This window comes from Vibrio sp. dhg, from assembly GCF_003443775.1.
GTDB classification, from domain to species: Bacteria; Pseudomonadota; Gammaproteobacteria; order Enterobacterales; family Vibrionaceae; genus Vibrio; species Vibrio natriegens.
Window position 1 is genome coordinate 2,279,116 of sequence record NZ_CP028943.1, and the last position, 19,572, is coordinate 2,298,687.

Annotated in this window: 18 protein-coding genes; all 18 read right to left on the reverse strand. The window is 46.9% G+C overall.

Annotated elements, in window-relative coordinates:
* Positions 1 to 91: 91 nt before the first annotated feature.
* Positions 92 to 535: a flagellar export protein FliJ gene (gene fliJ / locus DBX26_RS10475; protein WP_118119062.1), complete on the reverse strand. Its 444-nt coding sequence runs from the start codon at positions 533 to 535 to the stop codon at positions 92 to 94.
* 5 nt (positions 536 to 540) lie between these two features.
* Positions 541 to 1,860, reverse strand: a complete 1,320-nt coding sequence (fliI, locus tag DBX26_RS10480; RefSeq protein ID WP_020333605.1) for a flagellar protein export ATPase FliI — start codon at positions 1,858 to 1,860, stop codon at positions 541 to 543.
* A 3-nt stretch (positions 1,861 to 1,863) separates the two neighbouring features.
* The gene (gene fliH / locus DBX26_RS10485; protein WP_118119064.1) at positions 1,864 to 2,664 is read right to left on the reverse strand and encodes a flagellar assembly protein FliH; all 801 of its coding nucleotides are present in this window, start codon (positions 2,662 to 2,664) and stop codon (positions 1,864 to 1,866) included.
* A gap of 69 nt (positions 2,665 to 2,733) precedes the next feature.
* Positions 2,734 to 3,789, reverse strand: a complete 1,056-nt coding sequence (gene fliG / locus DBX26_RS10490; RefSeq protein ID WP_014232667.1) for a flagellar motor switch protein FliG — start codon at positions 3,787 to 3,789, stop codon at positions 2,734 to 2,736.
* A complete protein-coding gene (gene fliF / locus DBX26_RS10495; protein WP_118119066.1) occupies positions 3,782 to 5,524 on the reverse strand; it encodes a flagellar basal-body MS-ring/collar protein FliF in 1,743 nt (580 codons plus the stop codon). Before fliF ends, fliG begins: the two co-directional genes overlap by 8 nt.
* A 14-nt stretch (positions 5,525 to 5,538) precedes the next feature.
* Entirely contained in the window at positions 5,539 to 5,850 is a 312-nt protein-coding gene (gene fliE / locus DBX26_RS10500; protein WP_014232669.1) for a flagellar hook-basal body complex protein FliE, read from the reverse strand.
* Positions 5,851 to 5,995: 145 nt separating this feature from the next.
* The gene (locus DBX26_RS10505; protein ID WP_118119068.1) at positions 5,996 to 7,405 is read right to left on the reverse strand and encodes a sigma-54 dependent transcriptional regulator; all 1,410 of its coding nucleotides are present in this window, start codon (positions 7,403 to 7,405) and stop codon (positions 5,996 to 5,998) included.
* A 27-nt stretch (positions 7,406 to 7,432) separates the two neighbouring features.
* Positions 7,433 to 8,464 carry a PAS domain-containing sensor histidine kinase gene (locus DBX26_RS10510; RefSeq protein WP_118119070.1) on the reverse strand — a complete coding sequence of 344 codons (1,032 nt, stop codon included), beginning with the start codon at positions 8,462 to 8,464 and terminating at the stop codon, positions 7,433 to 7,435.
* Between the two features lie 179 nt (positions 8,465 to 8,643).
* Positions 8,644 to 10,110, reverse strand: coding sequence for a sigma-54 dependent transcriptional regulator (locus DBX26_RS10515; RefSeq protein WP_065297216.1), 1,467 nt, complete (start codon positions 10,108 to 10,110; stop codon positions 8,644 to 8,646).
* A 287-nt stretch (positions 10,111 to 10,397) separates the two neighbouring features.
* Positions 10,398 to 10,808 (reverse strand): flagellar export chaperone FliS, encoded by a 411-nt coding sequence (gene fliS, locus DBX26_RS10525; RefSeq protein WP_020333610.1) that lies wholly within the window; start codon positions 10,806 to 10,808, stop codon positions 10,398 to 10,400.
* Between the two features lie 13 nt (positions 10,809 to 10,821).
* A complete protein-coding gene (locus DBX26_RS10530) occupies positions 10,822 to 11,127 on the reverse strand; it encodes a flagellar protein FliT (RefSeq protein WP_118119072.1) in 306 nt (101 codons plus the stop codon).
* Between the two features lie 3 nt (positions 11,128 to 11,130).
* Entirely contained in the window at positions 11,131 to 13,137 is a 2,007-nt protein-coding gene (gene fliD, locus DBX26_RS10535; protein WP_118119074.1) for a flagellar filament capping protein FliD, read from the reverse strand.
* A gap of 184 nt (positions 13,138 to 13,321) precedes the next feature.
* Positions 13,322 to 13,756: a flagellar protein FlaG gene (flaG, locus tag DBX26_RS10540; RefSeq protein ID WP_014232677.1), complete on the reverse strand. Its 435-nt coding sequence runs from the start codon at positions 13,754 to 13,756 to the stop codon at positions 13,322 to 13,324.
* 63 nt (positions 13,757 to 13,819) lie between these two features.
* The gene (locus DBX26_RS10545) at positions 13,820 to 14,950 is read right to left on the reverse strand and encodes a flagellin (protein ID WP_118119076.1); all 1,131 of its coding nucleotides are present in this window, start codon (positions 14,948 to 14,950) and stop codon (positions 13,820 to 13,822) included.
* Between the two features lie 298 nt (positions 14,951 to 15,248).
* Complete coding sequence (locus DBX26_RS10550; protein ID WP_014232679.1) at positions 15,249 to 16,382, reverse strand: flagellin; 1,134 nt, start codon at positions 16,380 to 16,382, stop codon at positions 15,249 to 15,251.
* Between the two features lie 262 nt (positions 16,383 to 16,644).
* On the reverse strand, positions 16,645 to 17,778 hold the full coding sequence (locus DBX26_RS10560; protein ID WP_118119078.1) for a flagellin: 1,134 nt from the start codon (positions 17,776 to 17,778) through the stop codon (positions 16,645 to 16,647).
* A gap of 165 nt (positions 17,779 to 17,943) precedes the next feature.
* Entirely contained in the window at positions 17,944 to 18,846 is a 903-nt protein-coding gene (locus tag DBX26_RS10565) for a Dyp-type peroxidase (protein ID WP_014232681.1), read from the reverse strand.
* Positions 18,847 to 18,892: 46 nt separating this feature from the next.
* Positions 18,893 to 19,378 carry a DUF2919 domain-containing protein gene (locus DBX26_RS10570; RefSeq protein ID WP_118119080.1) on the reverse strand — a complete coding sequence of 162 codons (486 nt, stop codon included), beginning with the start codon at positions 19,376 to 19,378 and terminating at the stop codon, positions 18,893 to 18,895.
* Positions 19,379 to 19,572 lie beyond the last annotated feature (194 nt).

Sequence of the window (19,572 nt, forward strand, 5' to 3'; positions counted from 1 at the left end):
GAATCTGCAAAAATCACGCCAATACAAAACGTAATTTTCCTGACGCTGAAAGAACGTCAAAGTGATCGTGCAAAAGCTCTCTGAATAATGGTCAGAACATTTTGACCCTACGGCTGTAGAGCAACGTCGAGAACTCATCCATTTGCTTTTGCTCACGCTTGGCTTCAGCGGCTTGTTTCTCTTTAGCTCGCTTCTCAATCATCCACTCATAAGACATGCGCTCTTGACGCATTTTCAGCCAGTACTCTTTGCCGTTTTCGACTTGCTCTCTAAAGTGGTTTTCCGCTTGCTTCTGCTTAGACAAGGTTTCATCCAGCTGAGTAAGAAATCGATTCAAATGACCATACTGACTTGCCGTTAATCCAGCCTGTCCCCGGTCCACTAACTGCTGGCAGTAATCGAGTCGATACTTTTCAATTTGTTCAACTTGACGGTAGTAATCCTCTAACTCAGCACGCGCTTTATTCAAAGCCAATACGGCTTGCTCTTCCCGCTCTTTTGCTTGATCAAACAAAAACTCCATGGCGTTATTCATAGCGATTACCCACCTAAAATACTTCTCAGCATGTTGACGCACATGTCGTATGGGACGGATTCTTTCATACGCTGTTGCAAGTATTCGTCTAACTTCGGCTTAAGCGTAAATGCACTGTCGATAGCAGGGTCGGTACCCGGTTTGTAAGCACCAATCGAAACCAAGTCCTGATTTTTGCGGCAAATCGACAGCACCTGACGAACGGCTTTCGACATCAGTACGTGCTCTTCGGTTGTGATTTGCGGCATCACACGGCTGACGGATTTCTCGACATCAATCGCCGGGTAGTGTCCCGCATCCGCCATTTCACGAGACAGTACAATGTGACCGTCAAGAATCGCACGAGATGCATCGGCAATCGGGTCTTGCAGGTCGTCACCTTCGGTTAGAACGGTAAAAAATGCAGTGATTGAGCCCTGATCTGCGCCGCCGTTACCCGCCCGCTCGACCAATGCCGGCAATTTGGCAAACACCGATGGCGGATAACCTTTGGTTGCAGGTGGCTCACCGACAGATAAGGCGATTTCACGCTGCGCCTGAGCAAAACGGGTCAAAGAGTCCATAAGCAACAGCACGTCCAATCCTTGATCGCGGAAGTACTCTGCTATGGTCAGCGCGGTTTGACAGCCTTTTAAACGCATCAGTGGAGAAGCATCGGCAGGCGCTGCGACCACAACCGATCGACGACGCCCTTCTTCACCCAAGATCTCTTCGATGAACTCTTTAACTTCTCGTCCACGTTCACCAATCAGCCCTACAACCACAACTTGCGCCGTAGTGCCTCTGGTCATCATGCCCAGCGTGACCGATTTACCCACACCAGAGCCGGCGAACAAACCAATACGCTGACCTTTACCAACCGTCAGTAATCCGTTAATCGCTTTTAATCCCACATCGAGAGGTTCTGAAATCGGTTTGCGCGCCAGTGGGTTGATGGGCTCCGCATTAAATGAAGCACGGTGATCGGTATAGATAGGGCCGAGTCCATCGAGTGGATTACCCACACCGTCAATAACACGCCCAAGTAGCTCCATTCCTACCGGTAAGCCTGCGTCACTGGTCAATGGCGTTACTTTTGCGCCAGGCAAAATACCGGTGATTTGTTCACTCGGCATCAAAAACAGGTTGTCGCCAGAAAAGCCCACCACTTCAGCTTCCATGTGCCCAGACATGGTCTCGACCAGACATAAACTGCCAATCGGAGCCCGGCATCCTGTCGCTTCTAAGGTCAAACCGACCACACGAACAAGCTTGCCAGATGCCACCGGTCTTGTGGTCAACCCTTCGACTTTGTAATTTTTGAGACGGTCTGCCAGCGCTAACATGGGTTACTCACCCTCTTGGTGACGGTTTGCGCCACAAAAACTCTGCAGTACATTTTTAATCCGCTCTTCCATACGATAATTAATGCTCGATTCACCTGCTGCGATCTGCACATCACCACGATTGAGTGAAGGCTCAGCGACCAGCGTCCAGTTACGACAATCTAATTCCTGCTCACCGTATGCAGAGCGAATGATGGACACGTCTTCCGGATTTAGGTGTAACGTAATGGGATGACCGGAGATAGGCAGTGCTTCAACCGACTGCTTGACCGTATCGAGAATAATTTGAGGATTGGTCTGAACCTCGATGTGAACCACTTCTTTAACGAGGCAAAGCACCATGTCCACCAGCTGTTTTTCAACCTGAGCATTCATCAGCTCCAGAGGTTGAGCAAACTGATTAGCCAGATTCATGAATACTTCCACCTGCTGCTGAATAAACTCTTGTCCGGCACTCACACCTTCTGCTTTACCGAGTTCTAAACCTTCAGCATGACCCGCCTGCAAACCTTCTTCTTTGCCTTTATCGTAACCTTGTTTAAAGCCCGCCTCCTGACCTTGGTGCAATCCTTCCTGATAAGCACCTTGCTTGATCAGCTCAATCTGCTCTTCGGTCAGTTCAAAAACTTGCTCTTCTTCTGGCTCATCAAAGTTTGGAGTCCAGCCCGGATCATAATTCAGCGCAGTTTGTCTGGCTTGTTTGGCTTTTGGCTCGCCGTAGTCAGGCAGCCCCCAGCGTTGCGGTTCGATCATCGCATCATCTTCATCAGGACGAATAAATCCACGTTTTCTATCGCCAACCATGGGTTACCTATGCATATTTGATTTGTGTTGAAGTTGCCCTGCAGTAGCAAAATAGCAGGGCAAGAGAGATTACAAGAATTCGTCTGCGCCACCAGAGAGCATGAGCTCGCCCGCATCCGCCATACGACGTGCAATCGCAAGAATTTCTTTCTGCGCTGATTCCACATCAGCAACACGCACTGGCGGCATCGCTTCAATGTCGTCACGCATCATCTCAGCCGCACGTTTTGACATGTTCTTAAATACTTTCTCACGCAGAGAATCGTCGGCACCTTTCAGTGCTCTCTGCAGTACATCTTGTGGAACGTCACGCAGCAATTTCTGAATACCCTGATCGTCGACTTCCGCCAGGTTCTCGAACACGAACATCAGGTCCTGAATTTGCGTGGCCATGTCTTCGTCCTGATCTCGGATTTGGTCCATCAAGATGCCTTCGACATTGTTGTCGAGGTAGTTCATGATTTCGGCTGCTGCCTTCAGGCCACCAATCTTGGCAGCCTGCGCGCCAGCCTGACCAGCAAACTGCTTCTCCATGATTTCGTTCAGCTCCGCCAACGCCGATGGCTGAACTTCTTCTAGGTTGGCAATACGCATCATCAAGTCCAGACGCACACGTTCCGGGAACTGTGACAGAATTTCTGCCGACTGATCTGCTTCTAAATACGACAAAACAATGGTTTGGATTTGTGGGTGCTCATTGACAATGATGCTTGCGACTTGACGTGGATCCATCCATTTCAAGGAATCCAGACCTTTTGAACCCGTACCAAGCAGAATCTGGTCAACCAGGTTATTCGCCTTGTCTTCACCCAGAGCGGCTACCAACGCATTACGCATGAAATCTTCACTGCCCATACCGATATTGGTGTATTTCTGGATATCTTCCAAAAAAGCACGGTGTACAGAAGACACTTTTTCCTGGCTCAGATCTTTCGCTCGAGCCATCGCACCACCAACACGCTGTACCTGTTTTGGTTCCAGGTGGCGAATGATGCCCGCCGCATCCTGCTCATTGAGGCTCAACAACAAAATGGCGGCTTTATCTTCACCGCTGATGGTTGAAGCATCAAACTCCACTGGCATGCCTGCGCCATTTTCACCTTGAGGTACGATATCGTTAGCCATTTTCATTCATCCAGTTTTTCACAACCTGAGCTGCCAGTTCTGGTTCGTTTGCCACCAGCGCACGAACCGCTTTCAGTACGTCTTCATCTTTGTGTAAATTCGGCAAGTCGATACTTGAACCAAACTCAAACAGCTCGCTACTCTCAATGTCACTGCCAATCAGGCTGGTTTCACCGTCCGCACCAATAGGCATGCCATCCGGGCCGTACATTTCATTTTCGTTGTCGCTGGTTGGGTTAAGCAGTTTCTTCATTGCAGGACGAACCAGAACCAACACCACTACGATGATAACCAAGGCGCTGGCAAACCAACGAACCCAATCATTAAAGTTTGGATGTTCCCAAATTGGTTGGTCGACAAGCAGCTCCGCTTCTGGCTCAGCAAACTTGACACTCAATACATTGAGTAAATCACCACGCGACTGATCAAAACCGACGGTGCCAATTAACACCTGACGAATCGCATTAATTTCGGGTTCAGACATTGGCGTGTAAGTGACTTCACCGGTGTCTGGGTTGACTTCCCGGCGGTCTTTGATTGCCACAGAAACCGTTTGACGCGCAACGGTACCAGTCTGTTTACGTTCATGACTGATGGTGGTGTCCAATTCAAAGTTACGTGTCGATTCTTTACGCACGGAACCTCGCCCTGATAACGACCCATCTTTCATCTGAGCAATATCTTGTGGAATCGACGCATCGGCTGGCGGTTGGTTACTCAGAGCGCCAGGAATGCCAGCCACCGTGTTGCTGTTGTTGTAATCTTCCAGTGCATATTCACTGCGTGTCGCTGGTGTGTTTGGATCAAAACGTTTTCGGGTTTGTTCTACCGCACTAAAGTCCATTTTGATATCAACCTGCGCGGTGTAATTGCCGATACCCAAAATTGGCAGTAACACGGAATCAATTTTTTCACGTAGCGCTTGTTCTTGATTTCGCTCCAACTCTTGCTCTTTTCGACGAGCAGCCGACGCCGGATCTTCAGAGCCTGAACTCAGCAAACGACCATGCTGATCCGTTACGGTGATACGCGAGGTTTTCATTCCCGGAACCGCGCTGGCGACCATGTCGACGATAGAATTGACTTCCTGCTGCTTGAGGTTAGCCCCAGTCGATAAAGTCAGAAAAACGGAGGCCGAAGCGTCTTGATTATGGCGAACAAAAACACTGTGTTTAGGCAATGCCAGTAACACCCGAGCTTTGCGAACCTGCTTCATTTCTTCAATCGCTTGAGCAAGTTGTCGCTCACGACTGAGTTTCAGACGCTCTTGCTCTAAGCGCTGAGAAACCCCAAAACCCATGTCTTGCAGCAAAATGTCATCGCCAGCTTCTGTAGCCTGATTGACCCCCGCTCGCACCATACCAAGTTTGATCGAGTTGTAGTCATTCGCCTCAACCGAAACGGTATTACCATCCAGTTTGTAGTCAATTTTTTGCTGATCAAGATAGTCCAGAACCGGGATCAGTTCTTCGGTCTGGTACGCGCCAAGCGGACGCATTTCTGGCTCTTTCACCCAGAAAAATAGCATCACGATCAACGCAACACAGATGGAAATGGACAACACCAGTACGACCTGACGAAGTAAGTCAAGATCGCCTACGGCCATATCTAGTTTTGACGCGCTGCGCTCTTCCAAATCTGGATTTTGACTTTCCACATCCAGTTCAGAATTCGCGATAAGCGCACCATCTGCACCGCCATCAGTGACGGTTAAATCTGTAGACTTGTCTGCCACACTGATTACCTAAATTACACTGGCATATTCATGAGGTCTTTGTAGGCCTCGACGAGCTTATTGCGGATTTGGACTGTGGCATCAAACGCCACACTGGATTTGTTTCGGGCAATCATCACGTCTGAAAGGGAAACATCGGCGTCGCCACGGTCAAAGCGGGTTTGAAGATCACCCGAGGCTTTTTGAAGTGAATTTACGTTATTGATAGCGGATGTGAGGAGATCACCAAAATCGGCACCAACTTTGGCACCTGTTGCCACAGGCGCCGTGTTCGTTGCCTCTACCATCATGGCGCGCATATCTGCTTGAATACCATCAATTTTCATTACCACCCCGGAGCCAAATCTTTGACTATTAATAAAATTGTTCATTATCAAAGCAATTAACGTGCCATAAGGCGGTAATGATTTGTTTGGTTTTGCCCAAGCATTGTGACTCTATACGCAAAAGGCTCCGCTAAACTCAGCAGAACTAATTGGGAATGTCGATACCCGCATCACGCATCTTAGCCAGTTTGTAGCGCAGTGTGCGTGGACTGATACCAAGTTTATCCGCCATGTCTTTTCGACGACCGTTACACTCAACCAGGGTATCAAGGATGATGGCATACTCTTGGTCACGTAGCTCGCTGCCTAGCCCTTCACCACCAGATACAATACGACTCACGCTTTCTACCTGAGCAACGGGCTTGACGTCTGGTACCAAAGTTTGTGCATTTTGCACCACACGTTGCAGGCTGTTCGCATCTTGCCAGTCGACACCTTCGAGCAAAATATGTTCGCCATCAATGTCGCCATTTTCACTCAGAATCAGAGCACGCTGAACGACGTTATCGAGTTCACGCACGTTACCCGGCCAAGGATAGTTGAGCAGTTTATCTACCGCAGATGCCGAGATTTTAGGTACAGGCATACCCATCTTGCCACAATGACGTTCCGCCAGATGTTTGGCTAATGGCTCAATATCGCCTTTACGCTCACACAGAGCTGGCCATGCAATTGGGAAAACGTTGAGGCGGTAATATAAATCTTCACGGAAGTTACCTTCCGACACATATTGTTTAAGATCGCGGTTACTGGTTGCCAAGACTCGAACATCCAGTTTAATGCTCTTGCGACTGCCTAAACGTTCGACTTCACGTTCTTGTAGTACACGCAGCAGCTTGGCCTGAAGGTTGAGGTCCATTTCGCTGATCTCATCCAGCAAAATCGTCCCGCCTTGCGCTTGTTCGAATTTACCCGGACACGCTTGAACAGCACCGGTAAAAGCGCCTTTTTCGTAGCCAAATAGCGTGGCTTCAAGCATGTTATCTGGAATGGCAGCACAGTTTATCGCGACAAAAGGACCATCTTTACGGCTTGAAGCATTATGGATGTAACGCGACATAACTTCTTTACCTGAGCCGCTTGGGCCTAGGATCATTACGTTGGCGTCAGTACGCGCCACTCGTTCGGCCAGCGCTAGCAGTCGCAGGCTTTTTTCGTCTGCAACCACCGCATCGCCACTATCGTCACTTTTGATAGGCGCGTAACGACTGACCATATTAAGTAACACTTCAGGTGCGAATGGCTTCGCCATGTAGTCTATCGCACCGTCTTTCATTGCTGAGACCGCATCTTCAATATTCGCGTACGCCGTCATCAGCAGAACAGGAAGATTGGGCCAGTTCTGTTTGATGTTTTTTAGCAAGGCCAAACCGCCCATGCCAGCCATTTGCACATCAGAGACGACAATGTCTACTGTGTTTGATTTCAGCTTAACCAGAGCTTCTTCTGCACAGCCCGCTTCTAACCACTCATAGCCTGCCAGAGCCAGAGTATCTACCAGGGCCTCACGAAGACCTTCGTCATCTTCTACGATCAGCACTTTGCTTTGCGCCATTTTGATTCTCCTAATTGGCAGAAGCGACTATTGCACTTCTGCTTGCACTCGCTCTAGCGGAATGCACATGGTGAAGCAGGCTCCATCACCCTGCTCAGAAATAAGCTCTAATCGACCGTCATGGGCACGGCAAACCATTTGAACTACCGCAAGACCTAACCCTGTTCCTTGAGAACGGGTGGTAAAAAATGGCTCTAAGATTTTGCTTTGTAGCTCTTTAGGTACACCCGGTCCGTTGTCCTGCACAGAAATGCGCAGCTCACCGTTGACCGGGCGGAAGAAAATATCAATTTGCGATTCTTTACCTGACATCTGAATCGCATTCATGACTAAGTTACTCAAGGCAGATGCAATCGCATTAGCATTTCCAAGCAGGTCAGTTTGCTCTTCCTCTACTTCAAGAAAGTAGTCAATGTTGTTGTTTTTTAAGGCAGCTTCAACCATTGGTTGATATTCCGTAACCAACTGAGCAATCGTAAATGGCTTAATGACTTTATTATCGCCACCTTTGGCAAAGAGCAGCATATCGTTAACCTGCTTTTCCAAATCGTGCAGTCGATCCATCAATTTACTTTGAAATCGATCTCTCGTATTGGCAGGAAGATTCGGCGCAGCCAGGTTTGACGCATACAGCATTGCGCTGGATAAAGGCGTTCTGACTTGATGAGCAAGAGAAGCCACCATTCGCCCTAAAGACGATAAGCGCTGCAAGTCACTCACTCGGGATTGAAGTAAGCGCGTTTCGGTCAAGTCAGTAATAAGGATGAGCTGACCCGTTTCAGAAGCAGAAATCGCCAAACGCACTTTGCGGCCATTGCGCAGAGAGACCTCATGGCCGTCATCTTCACGCGGGTCAAATGCTGCCTGAATGACGTTAAACCACTTTTCGCTGACCAAGGGTATTTCAAGAATGCGGTGTGCTTCCGGGTTCGCTTCGCGCACAACACCGAACGTATCGAGCAAGATGACTCCCGCAGGCATCACATCCAGAACCTGTTTATAACGTTCGACCTGGTTTTCTACTGAGTCTAAATGGGATTGGTTGGTGTTATCTTCCATTAACTGCCTGTCGAAATATCGCCACTAAATAGTAAAACAGCATAGTAAGCAATTAGCGTACCAGGGTGTTTTACCTTATTTATCAGAAATTTATTTAACAGACAATAAATTGACACTAAGTTGACATAAGAATATGAGCGGTTTTATTTTGGAGAAAACCACTCATTGGGCGTGCAGAGTTAGCGTTGCAAGTTGTACTTACGCATTTTCTCAACCAAAGTCGTGCGGCGCATTCCCAGCATATCGGCTGCTCGAGCGACAACACCACCTTGGGCTTCAAGTGCTTGGCTGATCATGTTGATTTCCAGATCTGCCAATAGCTCTTTTAGGTTTACGCCTTCAGGAGGAAGCTCCTGCGGCGCATTTGCGTTGCTCTCTAACTCATTGAGTTCATCAAAACTGAAATCTCCCGAGAAAATATCCTGAAAGACATCACGCTCTTGCTCTTCGACTGAGACAAAAGGATTCCCTTCAGGCTGGAATTCCGGGATATCACTGTAACGGTATTTCGTCGGCAAGTGATTCACATCGATCAGGCTGTTCGGGTAAAGAATCACCATGCGCTCGATCAGGTTTGCCAGCTCACGCACGTTCCCCGGCCAGTCGTGTTCCATCAAAGAGTTAATCGCGCGCGAAGTAAAGCAGATAGGCTGTCCACCTTCGGCTTCCAGACGAGCCATCAATTCTTGCAGCAACAGAGGAATGTCACGCTTACGTTCTTTCAGCGCAGGCATTTCAATTGGGAATACGTTGAGGCGATAGAACAAGTCTTCTCGGAAGGTATCTTCTTCGATCATGCTCTCGAGGTTGCGATGCGTCGCAGCTACGATGCGAACGTTCACTTTAATCGTATTGTTACCACCCACTCGCTCAAAACAACGCTCTTGAAGCACACGAAGTAGCTTCACCTGCATTGGCATTGGCATATCACCAATTTCATCAAGGAATAAGGTTCCGCCATCAGCCAATTCAAAACGACCTTTACGCGAGGTTAACGCCCCGGTAAAAGCACCTTTTTCATGACCAAACAGCTCACTCTCTAAAAGTTCAGGAGGAATCGCACCACAGTTAATCGGCACAAATGGTCCACTCGAGTACGTGGAATGGTAGTGGATATTACGCGCAACCACTTCTTTACCCGTACCCGACTCACCAAGAATTAAAACGTTAGCTTCGGTTTTGGCGACTTGCTCAATAAGGTGACGAACCTCCTGAATGCCACGACTCTGACCCACTAAACTGCGGAAAAGTGTATTTTTGCGCTCACTTGCGATCACGTTCACACCTTTTCGCCCCAGGAAGTCTTTGCAATGACGCAAGGCGTTACTAAGTTGAGGGTAGTTTAAAGGCAGTTCCAACTCACCAACGTAACTTGGCAAGTCATCAACAGGTAGCGATAAGCGCCCCATTACGAGCAATGGAATGTGGTAAGCATCGCTAAGATGCGCCATGACTGTTGTCGCTGCTGAAGCTGAAGAAATATTGCCGATAATGCAACCAGACCAGAGTTCAGACCAATCAACATCACCTAGCTGATCAGAACTGACCGCTTCGCAACTTTCTCCAACAAATTCCAATATATTGCTTAAATTTAAACGACTTGAAGCATCGTCATCAATTACAAGCAGTTTTGCCAAACCTTGCATAACTAAGAATGATTGCCTTTATTTTTGGATGTGTTGCGGCCAAACCTTGATTAGCTCAAATGAGTGTTCAGAAAGGCGGGAACGCCACACTCAATGCACGAGAGACAAAGGGGAAATCAGCAACAAAAAAAGCCATTAGGGCTACTAATGGCGCTTATTTTATTTGAATATAAAAATAAGGCAACCAAGCAATCGAGAGCTCTAAGCGTGATTGTGACCTTGCTGCACAACTTGTTGCTTAGGCGCTCAATATATATTCAAGTCAATATAACGATTTGTTTTATTTATTAAATACCGACCTCTTCGGCCGTTAGGTTGTGGAACTCTGCCGGAATTTGATCCCACGCTGATTTTATCTCTCGAATAATATCGATAACGTCATCAATAAGTTGCGGATCATTTTGGTGATTTGCCGCAGAAATCTGCGTAATCATGAATTCATAAAGTGAATCTAAGTTTGAGGCAATCTCGCCACCATCATCCATTGACAAACAACTTCTCAGCGCAATGATAATGTCTAATGCCTTACCCAAACGCTCACCTTTTACTGGTATGTTGCCAGCTTGCATCGCTGCTTTACCTTGAATAAGACGCTCAATTGCTCCCGCCATTAGCATTTGAATGACTTTGTGCGGAGAAGCCGCGCTTAGCTGGCTGTCGACTGATACCTTTTTGTATGCTTGCAAAGATCCGCGCATAGTAATCCTCTTTCTAAATAAACTTTTTGTACTGCTGAAGCGAACGTTGGCCATAGCGCAATTTATGCAACTCTTTTCCAACTTTTGACGTCTCTGATTGCATCAGTTCAACAATACTTTGGGTACGAGCAAGCAAGTCTTGCCACTCGACGTCTTGCTTAACCAATGGGTTTTTCTGAACCACTGACAGCAAGTTTTGCAATAAGCTTTCTCTGATATCGACCAAACGAAGAATTTCTTCAGTATTAATATCGACTTTTTGCAGCTCTTGGCTAATGCGTTGATCCAAATCGTTAATTTCAATAAGTTCGTTTTGCATTGATTAACCCAGTGCACTCATTAATGCGCCTAGCTGTCCTTGCATTTTGCCTGTTGCATCTTGCATGGCAGAGAATTTTGCATGGGTACGCTCTTCTAAGCTCGCCATGCGGCGATCGAGGGCCGTTTGATCATCATTTAAACGGTAATTCTGTTCTGTAAGACTTTTTTCGCGGGTACGAATGCTGCCAGTAACTCCGGTAATGCCATGAATGGCATCTTCAATGCGCTTTGCGAAACCAGTGTTACCACCAAAGAAACTTTCCAGTTCATTGAAGTTGTTATTTAACTGACGATCGAGCATGTCGTAGTTAATTTCGAGCGTTCCCTGGCGAGTCGTGGTGATACCAAACTCAGTGAGTGATTTGAGGTTTTCTGGCGCTTTGTCAATTTGGGCGGAAAAGACCGATTTAAGTCTGGCATCAGCACTTCGTACGGTGCTGTCGCCCGATAAAGGGCCTTTTTGTCCGGTAAGAGGATCAACGCTCGAGAGCGCCCGAGAGGTTTGATAAAACGAATTATAAGCCGCAACAAAGTTTTCTATATCGCTGCGAACGCCCTGACGATCATATTCAACGCCTATTTCCGCCGGTGCTTGATTAGGTTCAGACTTCCCTTTCAATGTGAGGTCTACGCCTTCTATCGCATCTTCAATCACGTTGTTGTGACTCGAGAGTTTCGCAACGCCATCGAGTAACACGACCGAGTCTTGGCCGGCCTGAACTTCGGTCATGCCGCTATAACCTTCGAACATAGATTCGGCCTGAGCAATTTTGGCTTCGGCAGCGTCTATTTTTTCGAGTCGCTCGCGCTCTTCAGGTGAAAGCTGAGCGCGATGGATTTGCTTCGCTTGCTCTTGCGTCAATTCACCACGTTTTACTTTCGCATCAAGCTCCTGTTTTTCATCAGCAATGCTCTGCTCAATTTCTGCTTTTTCTTGATCAAGCCGCTGCTTTGCTTCTTTGGTGGTGACATAAGAGTCGGTCAGCGTACCAGATGCAGCATTGCTCCAACCCGGAACATCAGGCGCTTTTTCAATCGCCTTTTCGTCCAGCTCCAGCTCGGGCTCTTGGTATGAATCCAGTAAGGTGCCTGAGGCCGTTTCCGTCCAGCCAGGAATGCGATCCTCTGGACGCCAACTTGCGCGTTCTTGCGCTTTATTGAGTGCATCTTGTCCCGCTTTGGCAGCATCTGTGCCGGCAGCAGAAACAGGCTCACCAACTGCACTCCCCTGTTGAGTTGCTAGTTCCTCTTGCGAGGATTGCATTTCGGGAGGTAGAGGGTTGCCGCTTTCATCCAGTAAAACAGGTTCGGCTGATTGAGGATCTTGCAAAGGACCTAACACCTCTTCAGCGGCAGCACGTGCTTCTTCCAAAGCTCGTACTCGCTCTTCAAGTGTTTGATATGCGAATTTTTTAAGTGGATTGCCTTGTTCGGCGTCCACTGTGACGGTAATTTGGTGATCCTTACCAGATTGGTTTGAGGCAAGGATAAGGCGGGGGCCTTCGGCATCGTTGATAAGCGAAGCACGAACGCCGATGTTGTCTTTCGCACCGTTGATGCTACGTACCACATCTACGAGCTTAGATCTTGAACGGACATTGATGTTAAAGCTGTCGTCACCAAGCGAAATATGCAGCTTACCCGGACCAAGCTTTGCGTCTTCTGGTAACACATCAGACGCAACTTTATGGCTTTGTGCAAGCTGCAACACATCGATAGCATACTTACCAGCTATAGCATCGGTAGTTGCAGTGGCAGATACGATTTTATCGTCCGTGGTATCAACCGTCCGGGCAGCAAAAGCTTTTTCCTGACGGAAGTTCACCATGAGGTTTTTCATCGTATCCAACGATTCTCTGAGTCGCCCATAAGCACTGATGCTGGCATCTATCGTCGTGCGTTCATTGTTAATGCTCTGCTGCTTTGGTACACGCTCGGCATCGACAATTTTGCTGACCATGGCATTAATATCCATGCCACCAGACATCCCCAACGGGCCTAAACTCATTAAATCACCTCTAAAAACGGCTTATACCAATCACAGTAAGTAAGTGATCAGAAATAGCGTAGGAAAAATGCTTGAGAACAAGTCAAAATTTTTCGATAAGTAGTTATTCTACAATCAAAAATTTTAACGTCGTTATCGAGTATTTTAACAAGCTAGAATGACCAGTTATTTACTACGATTGGTATTAAACTTTTTCAACTAACAAACCGCTGTTAGCTGTGTGCTCAGCTAGGCGACGTAAAACGACCAGCATGTCTTCATCAGGAATTTGACGAATCACGTCGCCCGTTTTGGCTTCGTAAATCGTCACAACGTCTCGGCCAGATTCTTCATCCACGCGAAACGCCACTCCCTTATTTATGGATGTCACAAATTCATTCATTTGTGCGACCATTTTTTCACGTTCTTCTCTGTTCAGCTCCTGACGGCTTTCCGCCATTTTGATTGCAGCTTGAACAGAGAAATCACGCTCGGTGTCTTTCACTTTTGACAGAGAAATATCACCGACTGAACTTGCTGGGTCCGGCACGCCTATGCCATAGCCATTTTTACTAGCAACTTTGGTGCCATCCTCTGCACCGTAAGACTGGATGTTCGATGTGTAGGAGGCTATTTCCATTACAATCTCCCTTCCAACTTATGAGCTAACGATAGGGTCTATCGCTTGACTAATCCAGCCTAATTAGCCCAACAAGCTTAGCGCTGCAGATGGTGACTGCTTCGCTTGTGCCAGGATCGAAGTACTCGCTTGCTGAAGGATTTGCGACTTAGTCATTGCCGTTGTTTCCTTCGCGTAGTCAGTATCTTGAATACGGCTCTTAGACGCATTAACGTTTTCATTAATGTTATCTAAGTTATTGATCGCGTGGTTGAATCGGTTTTGGAAAGCACCGAGAGACGCACGCTGGCTGTCTACTGACTTAAGTGCACCGTCGATAACAGCCACAGCTTCTTGAGAGCCAGCTACCGATGTAACGTCGATGTCTTTAACCGTGACGTCTTTAGCATCACCGAAACCAATTTCGCCAGCCAGGTTGCCTGAGAATTCAACTTCACCATTTACTTTCTGAGAAGAAGCAAATACTTGCAACTTACCGTCTTCACCTACTGACGCTTTCACGTCATCGCTCTGACCGTTGATGTAAGTCGCTAACTGCTCAAGATCATCGCCTTGCTTCGCGTTGATAGTCAGCTTTTGCTCTTCACCTTGTGTATTGGTGTAGCTCATTTCAAGCTTAGTTTTTTCACCAACCGCCCAAGATGCATCTTTACCTTCTTCTGGAGCGTAGCTCTTACCGCCCATAGCAGAAGTATCAGAACGTAGGCTATCCAAAGAAAGCATTACTGCTTCACCTGAATCAGCACCGATTTGGAAAGACTGTGTACCGTAAGTACCATTAAGAAGCTTGTTACCACCAAAAGATGTCGTTTCCGCAATACGGTTTAACTCATCGTTTAGGGCTGTTACTTCTTCCTGAATCGCGACACGTTCTGCTTTTGAGTTAGAACCGTTCGCAGACTGAAGCGAAAGGTCACGCATACGCTGTAGAATATTGGTAGATTCATTCATTGCACCTTCAGCAACCTGTGCAACAGAAATACCGTCGTTGGCGTTTTTCACTGCCATGTCCAAGCCACGGCTTTGCGCGTTCAAGCGGTTTGAAATCTGTAGACCTGCAGCATCGTCTTTCGCGCTATTAATTTTATAGCCCGAAGACAAACGCTCCATTGATTTTTGTTGACCTTCTGCGGCCTGATTCAGGTAACGCTGTGCGGTCATTGCAGAAACGTTAGTATTAACGTTAATCGCCATAGTTGTTCTCCTTAAGGCTTTTGTGAATGTACCTTCGTGTCTCTCACCTCACTTGGGTACATCTCATTTCTCTCAATCCCTTTAACGGCGATCAATACATATCCTTTAGGAGAATTTCCCATTTTTTTGCGATTAGTATCCTCTACTTAGAGAAGTGTGACCGGTATCAACTGTGACCAAATTAACTCGTCAGCGTGCTTTCTGCAGATAAAAAAACCCAGCCGAAGCTGGGTTTACTCGCTCATCTCTCACCACGAGCCAATGAGGTTCTCGTCTGGGGTTAATCTGGGTATAACCCTTAACCTAGCAGACTTAGCGCTGAGTTCGGCGCTTGTTTCGCTTGCGCAAGGATTGAGCTTGACGCCTGCGATAGAATTTGTGACTTGGTCATTTCTGTCGTTTCTTTTGCGAAGTCGGTATCTTTAATACGGCTCTTCGATGCACTCACGTTCTCGTTAATGTTATCCAAGTTGTTGATTGCATGGTTGAAACGGTTTTGGAATGCACCTAGTTCCGCGCGGTGGCTGTCTACGTACTTCAGAGCAGCATCAATAATTGCTACTGATTCTTGTGCGCCGCCCACAGAGGTAACATCAATAGAATCAACCGTGACGCTGTTGCCTTTATCCAGACCTAATTCGCCAGATAGACCACCAGAGAATGACAGTTCGCCTTCCACTTTGTTGTTACCCGCAAAGACTTGCAATTGGCCATCTTCATTCACTGAAGCTTTTACCAAGTCAGTCTGACCGTTGATGTACGTTGCCAGCTCTTCAATATCGTCGCCTGCTTTCGCATTAACCGAGATTTCTTGCTCTTGACCAAAGCTGTCTGTCAGACTGATTTTCAGGTCTGATTTATCCGCAGAAACATTCCAGTCTTTACCTTTGCCATTTTCAGCTTGGTAGCTAAGACCGCCCATCATTTGGTTGTCAGAACGCATATCTTTCAGCTCAAGCATGACGGCTTCACCATTGTCTGCGCCGATTTGGAAAGATTTGGTGCCGTATGTGCCGTTAAGAAGTTTATTACCACCAAATGAAGTGGTTTCCGCGATACGATTAAGCTCGTCGTTCAGTGCAGTTACTTCTTCCTGAATCGCAACACGTTCTGCTTTTGAGTTAGAACCGTTTGCAGATTGAAGTGACAGGTCACGCATACGTTGCAGTATGTTGGTTGTCTCGTTCATTGCACCTTCAGCAGTTTGTGCAACAGAGATACCATCATTCGCGTTGCGAACAGCCACATCAAGACCACGGCTTTGCACATTCAAACGGTTCGAGATTTGAAGGCCAGCTGCATCATCTTTTGCGCTGTTGATTTTAAAGCCTGTAGACAGACGCTCCATCGACGTTTGTTGAGCTGAGTTTGCATTGTTAAGGTAACGCTGAGCGGTCATCGCTGATACGTTTGTGTTTACAGTCACTGCCATGGTGATTTCTCCAATTGATTTTCCGGTGTAGCGGTTTCCGACGTCTCGGAAAACCAAGTAGTTCTCTCAAAGTTACTTTTATTAACGACGCACAATCTGATTTCTTTAGGAAAAATGTTCGATTTTTTTAGAAAAAGTTCATATTTAGGCGGGATCGTGACGAAATAGGTAAAAAAGACAAAAAACGTTAAATTTTCACTAAAGCTTCTTTTTCACCTGTCGATACAGGCAGTTTTTTTTCTAAATTTTAAACGGAATGACATTACCCCAGTAAAGACAAAACCAGATTTGGCGCTTGTTTCGCTTGAGCAAGAATAGAAGTACTGACCTGTTGTAAAATCTGCTGTTTGACCATTTGTGTGGTTTCTTTGGCATAGTCGGTGTCTAAAATTCGACTATTAGAAGCTGCCACATTCTCATGAATGTTATCTAAGTTGTTTATCGCATGATTAAAACGGTTTTGATAGGCACCGAGCTCAGCTCGGTGACTATCCACATACTTCATTGCCGTATCCAGAACCGCCATGGCTTGTTGTGCGCCACCTACGCTGGTGACGTCAATGCCATCAACCGCTTGATAACCTTTTAGCTCCAAACCCAACTCGTTCGCCAAATCGCCGGAAAATGAAATCGTGCCAGACGTTTCTTTGCCGGCCATAAAGATCTGTAATTGCCCATCCTCATTCACTGACGCTGACACTTTGTCGGTTTGACCATTTATGTAAGTGGCTAACGTTTCAATGTCGTCACCGACTTGCGCGCTAATATGGACTTGTTCTGTTTCACCCAAGCGGTTAACAAAGGACATAGTAAGCTCATTTGAGTCACTCTTCACTTTCCAATCAGACCCTGCTCTGCCCCGCGAAATGTAACTGAATCCCCCCATATCTAGCCCATCAGTACGCATTGACTTTAATTCAACTTGTACCGCTTCTCCTGAAGCCGCGCCAATCTGAAACGCTGATTTACCGAAGCTGCCATTGAGCAATCTGCGTCCACCAAACGAAGTGGTTTCCGCGATACGATTCAGCTCATCATTCAATGCGCTGACTTCTTCTTGCAATGCCATACGTTCTGCATTGCTGTTTGAACCATTTGCCGACTGTAAGGAGAGATCTCGCATACGCTGCATAATATTGGTGACTTCATTCATTGCGCCTTCAGCGGTCTGCATGATTGAAATACCATCATTTGCATTGCGAACTGCGACATCCAGACCACGCATTTGAGCTTGCAAGCGATTAGAAATCTGCAAACCTGCGGCATCATCCTTAGCGCTGTTAATGCGCTTCCCTGAAGACAAACGCTCCATAGATTGGTTCAACATATCCGTTGCGTTAGTTAAATGACGCTGTGCCACCAGAGCTGAAATATTGGTATTAACGGTGATAGCCACAAATATGTGCTCCAATAAGATGAAGGTATTGGATATTTATCGGCCGGATTCTTGGAAGGTTTAGTGCTTTTAGCAATAGGGTGACGAGCAAAAGAAAGGAAGAGGGAAAGATACAGAAAATAAAAAGCTCTCCGATTGGAGAGCTTCAAAATTACAGGATTAGAATTACTTAATCGCAAGTTCCGCCAGCATAGCCTGAGATGGCGCAAAGAAGTACGCACCAGTGACGGCTTTAGTAAAGCGCAGAAGCTGGTCGGTTTTGCCATCCGTCACACCGTACATGCTCTCAAGCATCACTTTAATGTTATGCAGTGTATGACAGTAGCAGATGAACAACAGGCCATGAGCCCCCGTCACGGTGCCATATGGTAAACTGTGACGAACGATCTTCAGACCTTTACCTTCTTCTTTGATGTCTACACGGCCAACGTGCGACGCAGCCGGCACATCATCCAACTCAACAGAATCTGGCTTAGTACGGCCAATCACTTTCTCTTGTGCTTTTACGTTCAAACGATTCCATGCAGGAAGGTTGTGTTCGAAACGCTGAGCCATTACGTAGCTACCTCCAGCAAATGGGCCTTCTTTTATCAAGGCAACTTCAGCTCGTGCTTCACCTTCTGGGTTCTCTGTGCCATCGATAAAGTCAGTCATATCACGAGCGTCCAGGTAACGGTAGCCATACGTTTCATCAACGACAGTCACATCTTCTGCCGTGTCGACCAGGAATTTACGCAGAACATAAAAATGTAAATCGTGACGAGTTGAGTGGCAGTGAATGAGCACATCAACATCGCTTGCTGGCGCCACAACATCCCCTTCCCCTAACTGTGGGAAGTCAATCAACTCTTCAGGCGCATCGATATTTAAGTGCTGCCAGAATGATTTTGTGAATGCGATAGATAGTGTGAGGTCAGCACCTGGCTGGCTGTTATTTAGCTCTTCAACCAGCTCTGGAAGGGCTTTTAGCTTCGCCAATACGTTTTCACGGTTTTGGTTTACTTTCAGTTGAGTGTACAGTGCAAATGGTCCTGCTTCTGGCACAATTGCCGTTTGAGCTTGTAACATTGAGGTTTCCTCTATACTTTGCCCCTGTGCGGGAAGTTGTTGATTTTTAATTCTTTGAAGGCTGTTCTTTATTATGCTCAAATTGTGGCACATTAAAACAGTCTTTTACCCACCTTCCGTTCAAAAGGTAGATCATAAACCAGGTAATTAAGGTGATGGTAAGAGCGTTTGCCCAATTGAATACACCATGTTCCAGGTAGACATGATACATGGTCTGAGCAAGCTGAATACTACACAAGATCAAGGTCACCTCTCGCCCGTAGCTCATCAATTTGTTCACCCATTTTCGGTCTGGCTGGCGTAAACCCATCAACCACATCAATAGTAAGCTGGGAACACCGGCTAACAAACCCAAATACAGTGTGCTCGAATCTGGATAAACAATCGACAGCAGTTTACTTCCACTCTCCCGGCTCACACCGGCCATGGCAAACACCACCCAAGATCGGGCAAGAAACATCCACCCTAACCAAACAAAAATAGGCGCTTTTAAAAAGCCATGAGCGTCATATTGATCAAATGCGTAGCGCACAATATCTTCTTCTTTAATAACTTACTGTGGTCACTTTACCTGATCGCAGCGAAACTGCAACGCAAGTACCTCGCGCCAGTAATAAAGCCTCACACCCCGCGCAAAAAGCGAAAGCTTGTTCAGAGAACTTGCGCTCTAAGGTTCATTTCAACCAACTTGGCGAGTAGACTAGGCTTAAGTAATTTCAAACGCAG

What these genes read in the sequence shown, in the direction of transcription:
- fliH (WP_118119064.1), bottom strand. Translation starts at nt 2,664, where the DNA reads ATGGTTGGCGATAGAAAACGTGGATTTATTCGTCCTGATGAAGATGAT.
- DBX26_RS10505 (WP_118119068.1), bottom strand. Translation starts at nt 7,405, where the DNA reads ATGGCGCAAAGCAAAGTGCTGATCGTAGAAGATGACGAAGGTCTTCGT.
- DBX26_RS10550 (WP_014232679.1), bottom strand. Translation starts at nt 16,382, where the DNA reads ATGGCAGTGACTGTAAACACAAACGTATCAGCGATGACCGCTCAGCGT.
- DBX26_RS10530 (WP_118119072.1), bottom strand. Translation starts at nt 11,127, where the DNA reads ATGCAAAACGAACTTATTGAAATTAACGATTTGGATCAACGCATTAGC.
- DBX26_RS10545 (WP_118119076.1), bottom strand. Translation starts at nt 14,950, where the DNA reads ATGGCGATTAACGTTAATACTAACGTTTCTGCAATGACCGCACAGCGT.
- DBX26_RS10565 (WP_014232681.1), bottom strand. Translation starts at nt 18,846, where the DNA reads ATGTTACAAGCTCAAACGGCAATTGTGCCAGAAGCAGGACCATTTGCA.
- fliI (WP_020333605.1), bottom strand. Translation starts at nt 1,860, where the DNA reads ATGTTAGCGCTGGCAGACCGTCTCAAAAATTACAAAGTCGAAGGGTTG.
- fliS (WP_020333610.1), bottom strand. Translation starts at nt 10,808, where the DNA reads ATGCGCGGATCTTTGCAAGCATACAAAAAGGTATCAGTCGACAGCCAG.
- fliJ (WP_118119062.1), bottom strand. Translation starts at nt 535, where the DNA reads ATGAATAACGCCATGGAGTTTTTGTTTGATCAAGCAAAAGAGCGGGAA.
- flaG (WP_014232677.1), bottom strand. Translation starts at nt 13,756, where the DNA reads ATGGAAATAGCCTCCTACACATCGAACATCCAGTCTTACGGTGCAGAG.
- DBX26_RS10515 (WP_065297216.1), bottom strand. Translation starts at nt 10,110, where the DNA reads ATGCAAGGTTTGGCAAAACTGCTTGTAATTGATGACGATGCTTCAAGT.
- fliE (WP_014232669.1), bottom strand. Translation starts at nt 5,850, where the DNA reads ATGAAAATTGATGGTATTCAAGCAGATATGCGCGCCATGATGGTAGAG.
- fliD (WP_118119074.1), bottom strand. Translation starts at nt 13,137, where the DNA reads ATGAGTTTAGGCCCGTTGGGGATGTCTGGTGGCATGGATATTAATGCC.
- DBX26_RS10510 (WP_118119070.1), bottom strand. Translation starts at nt 8,464, where the DNA reads ATGGAAGATAACACCAACCAATCCCATTTAGACTCAGTAGAAAACCAG.
- fliG (WP_014232667.1), bottom strand. Translation starts at nt 3,789, where the DNA reads ATGGCTAACGATATCGTACCTCAAGGTGAAAATGGCGCAGGCATGCCA.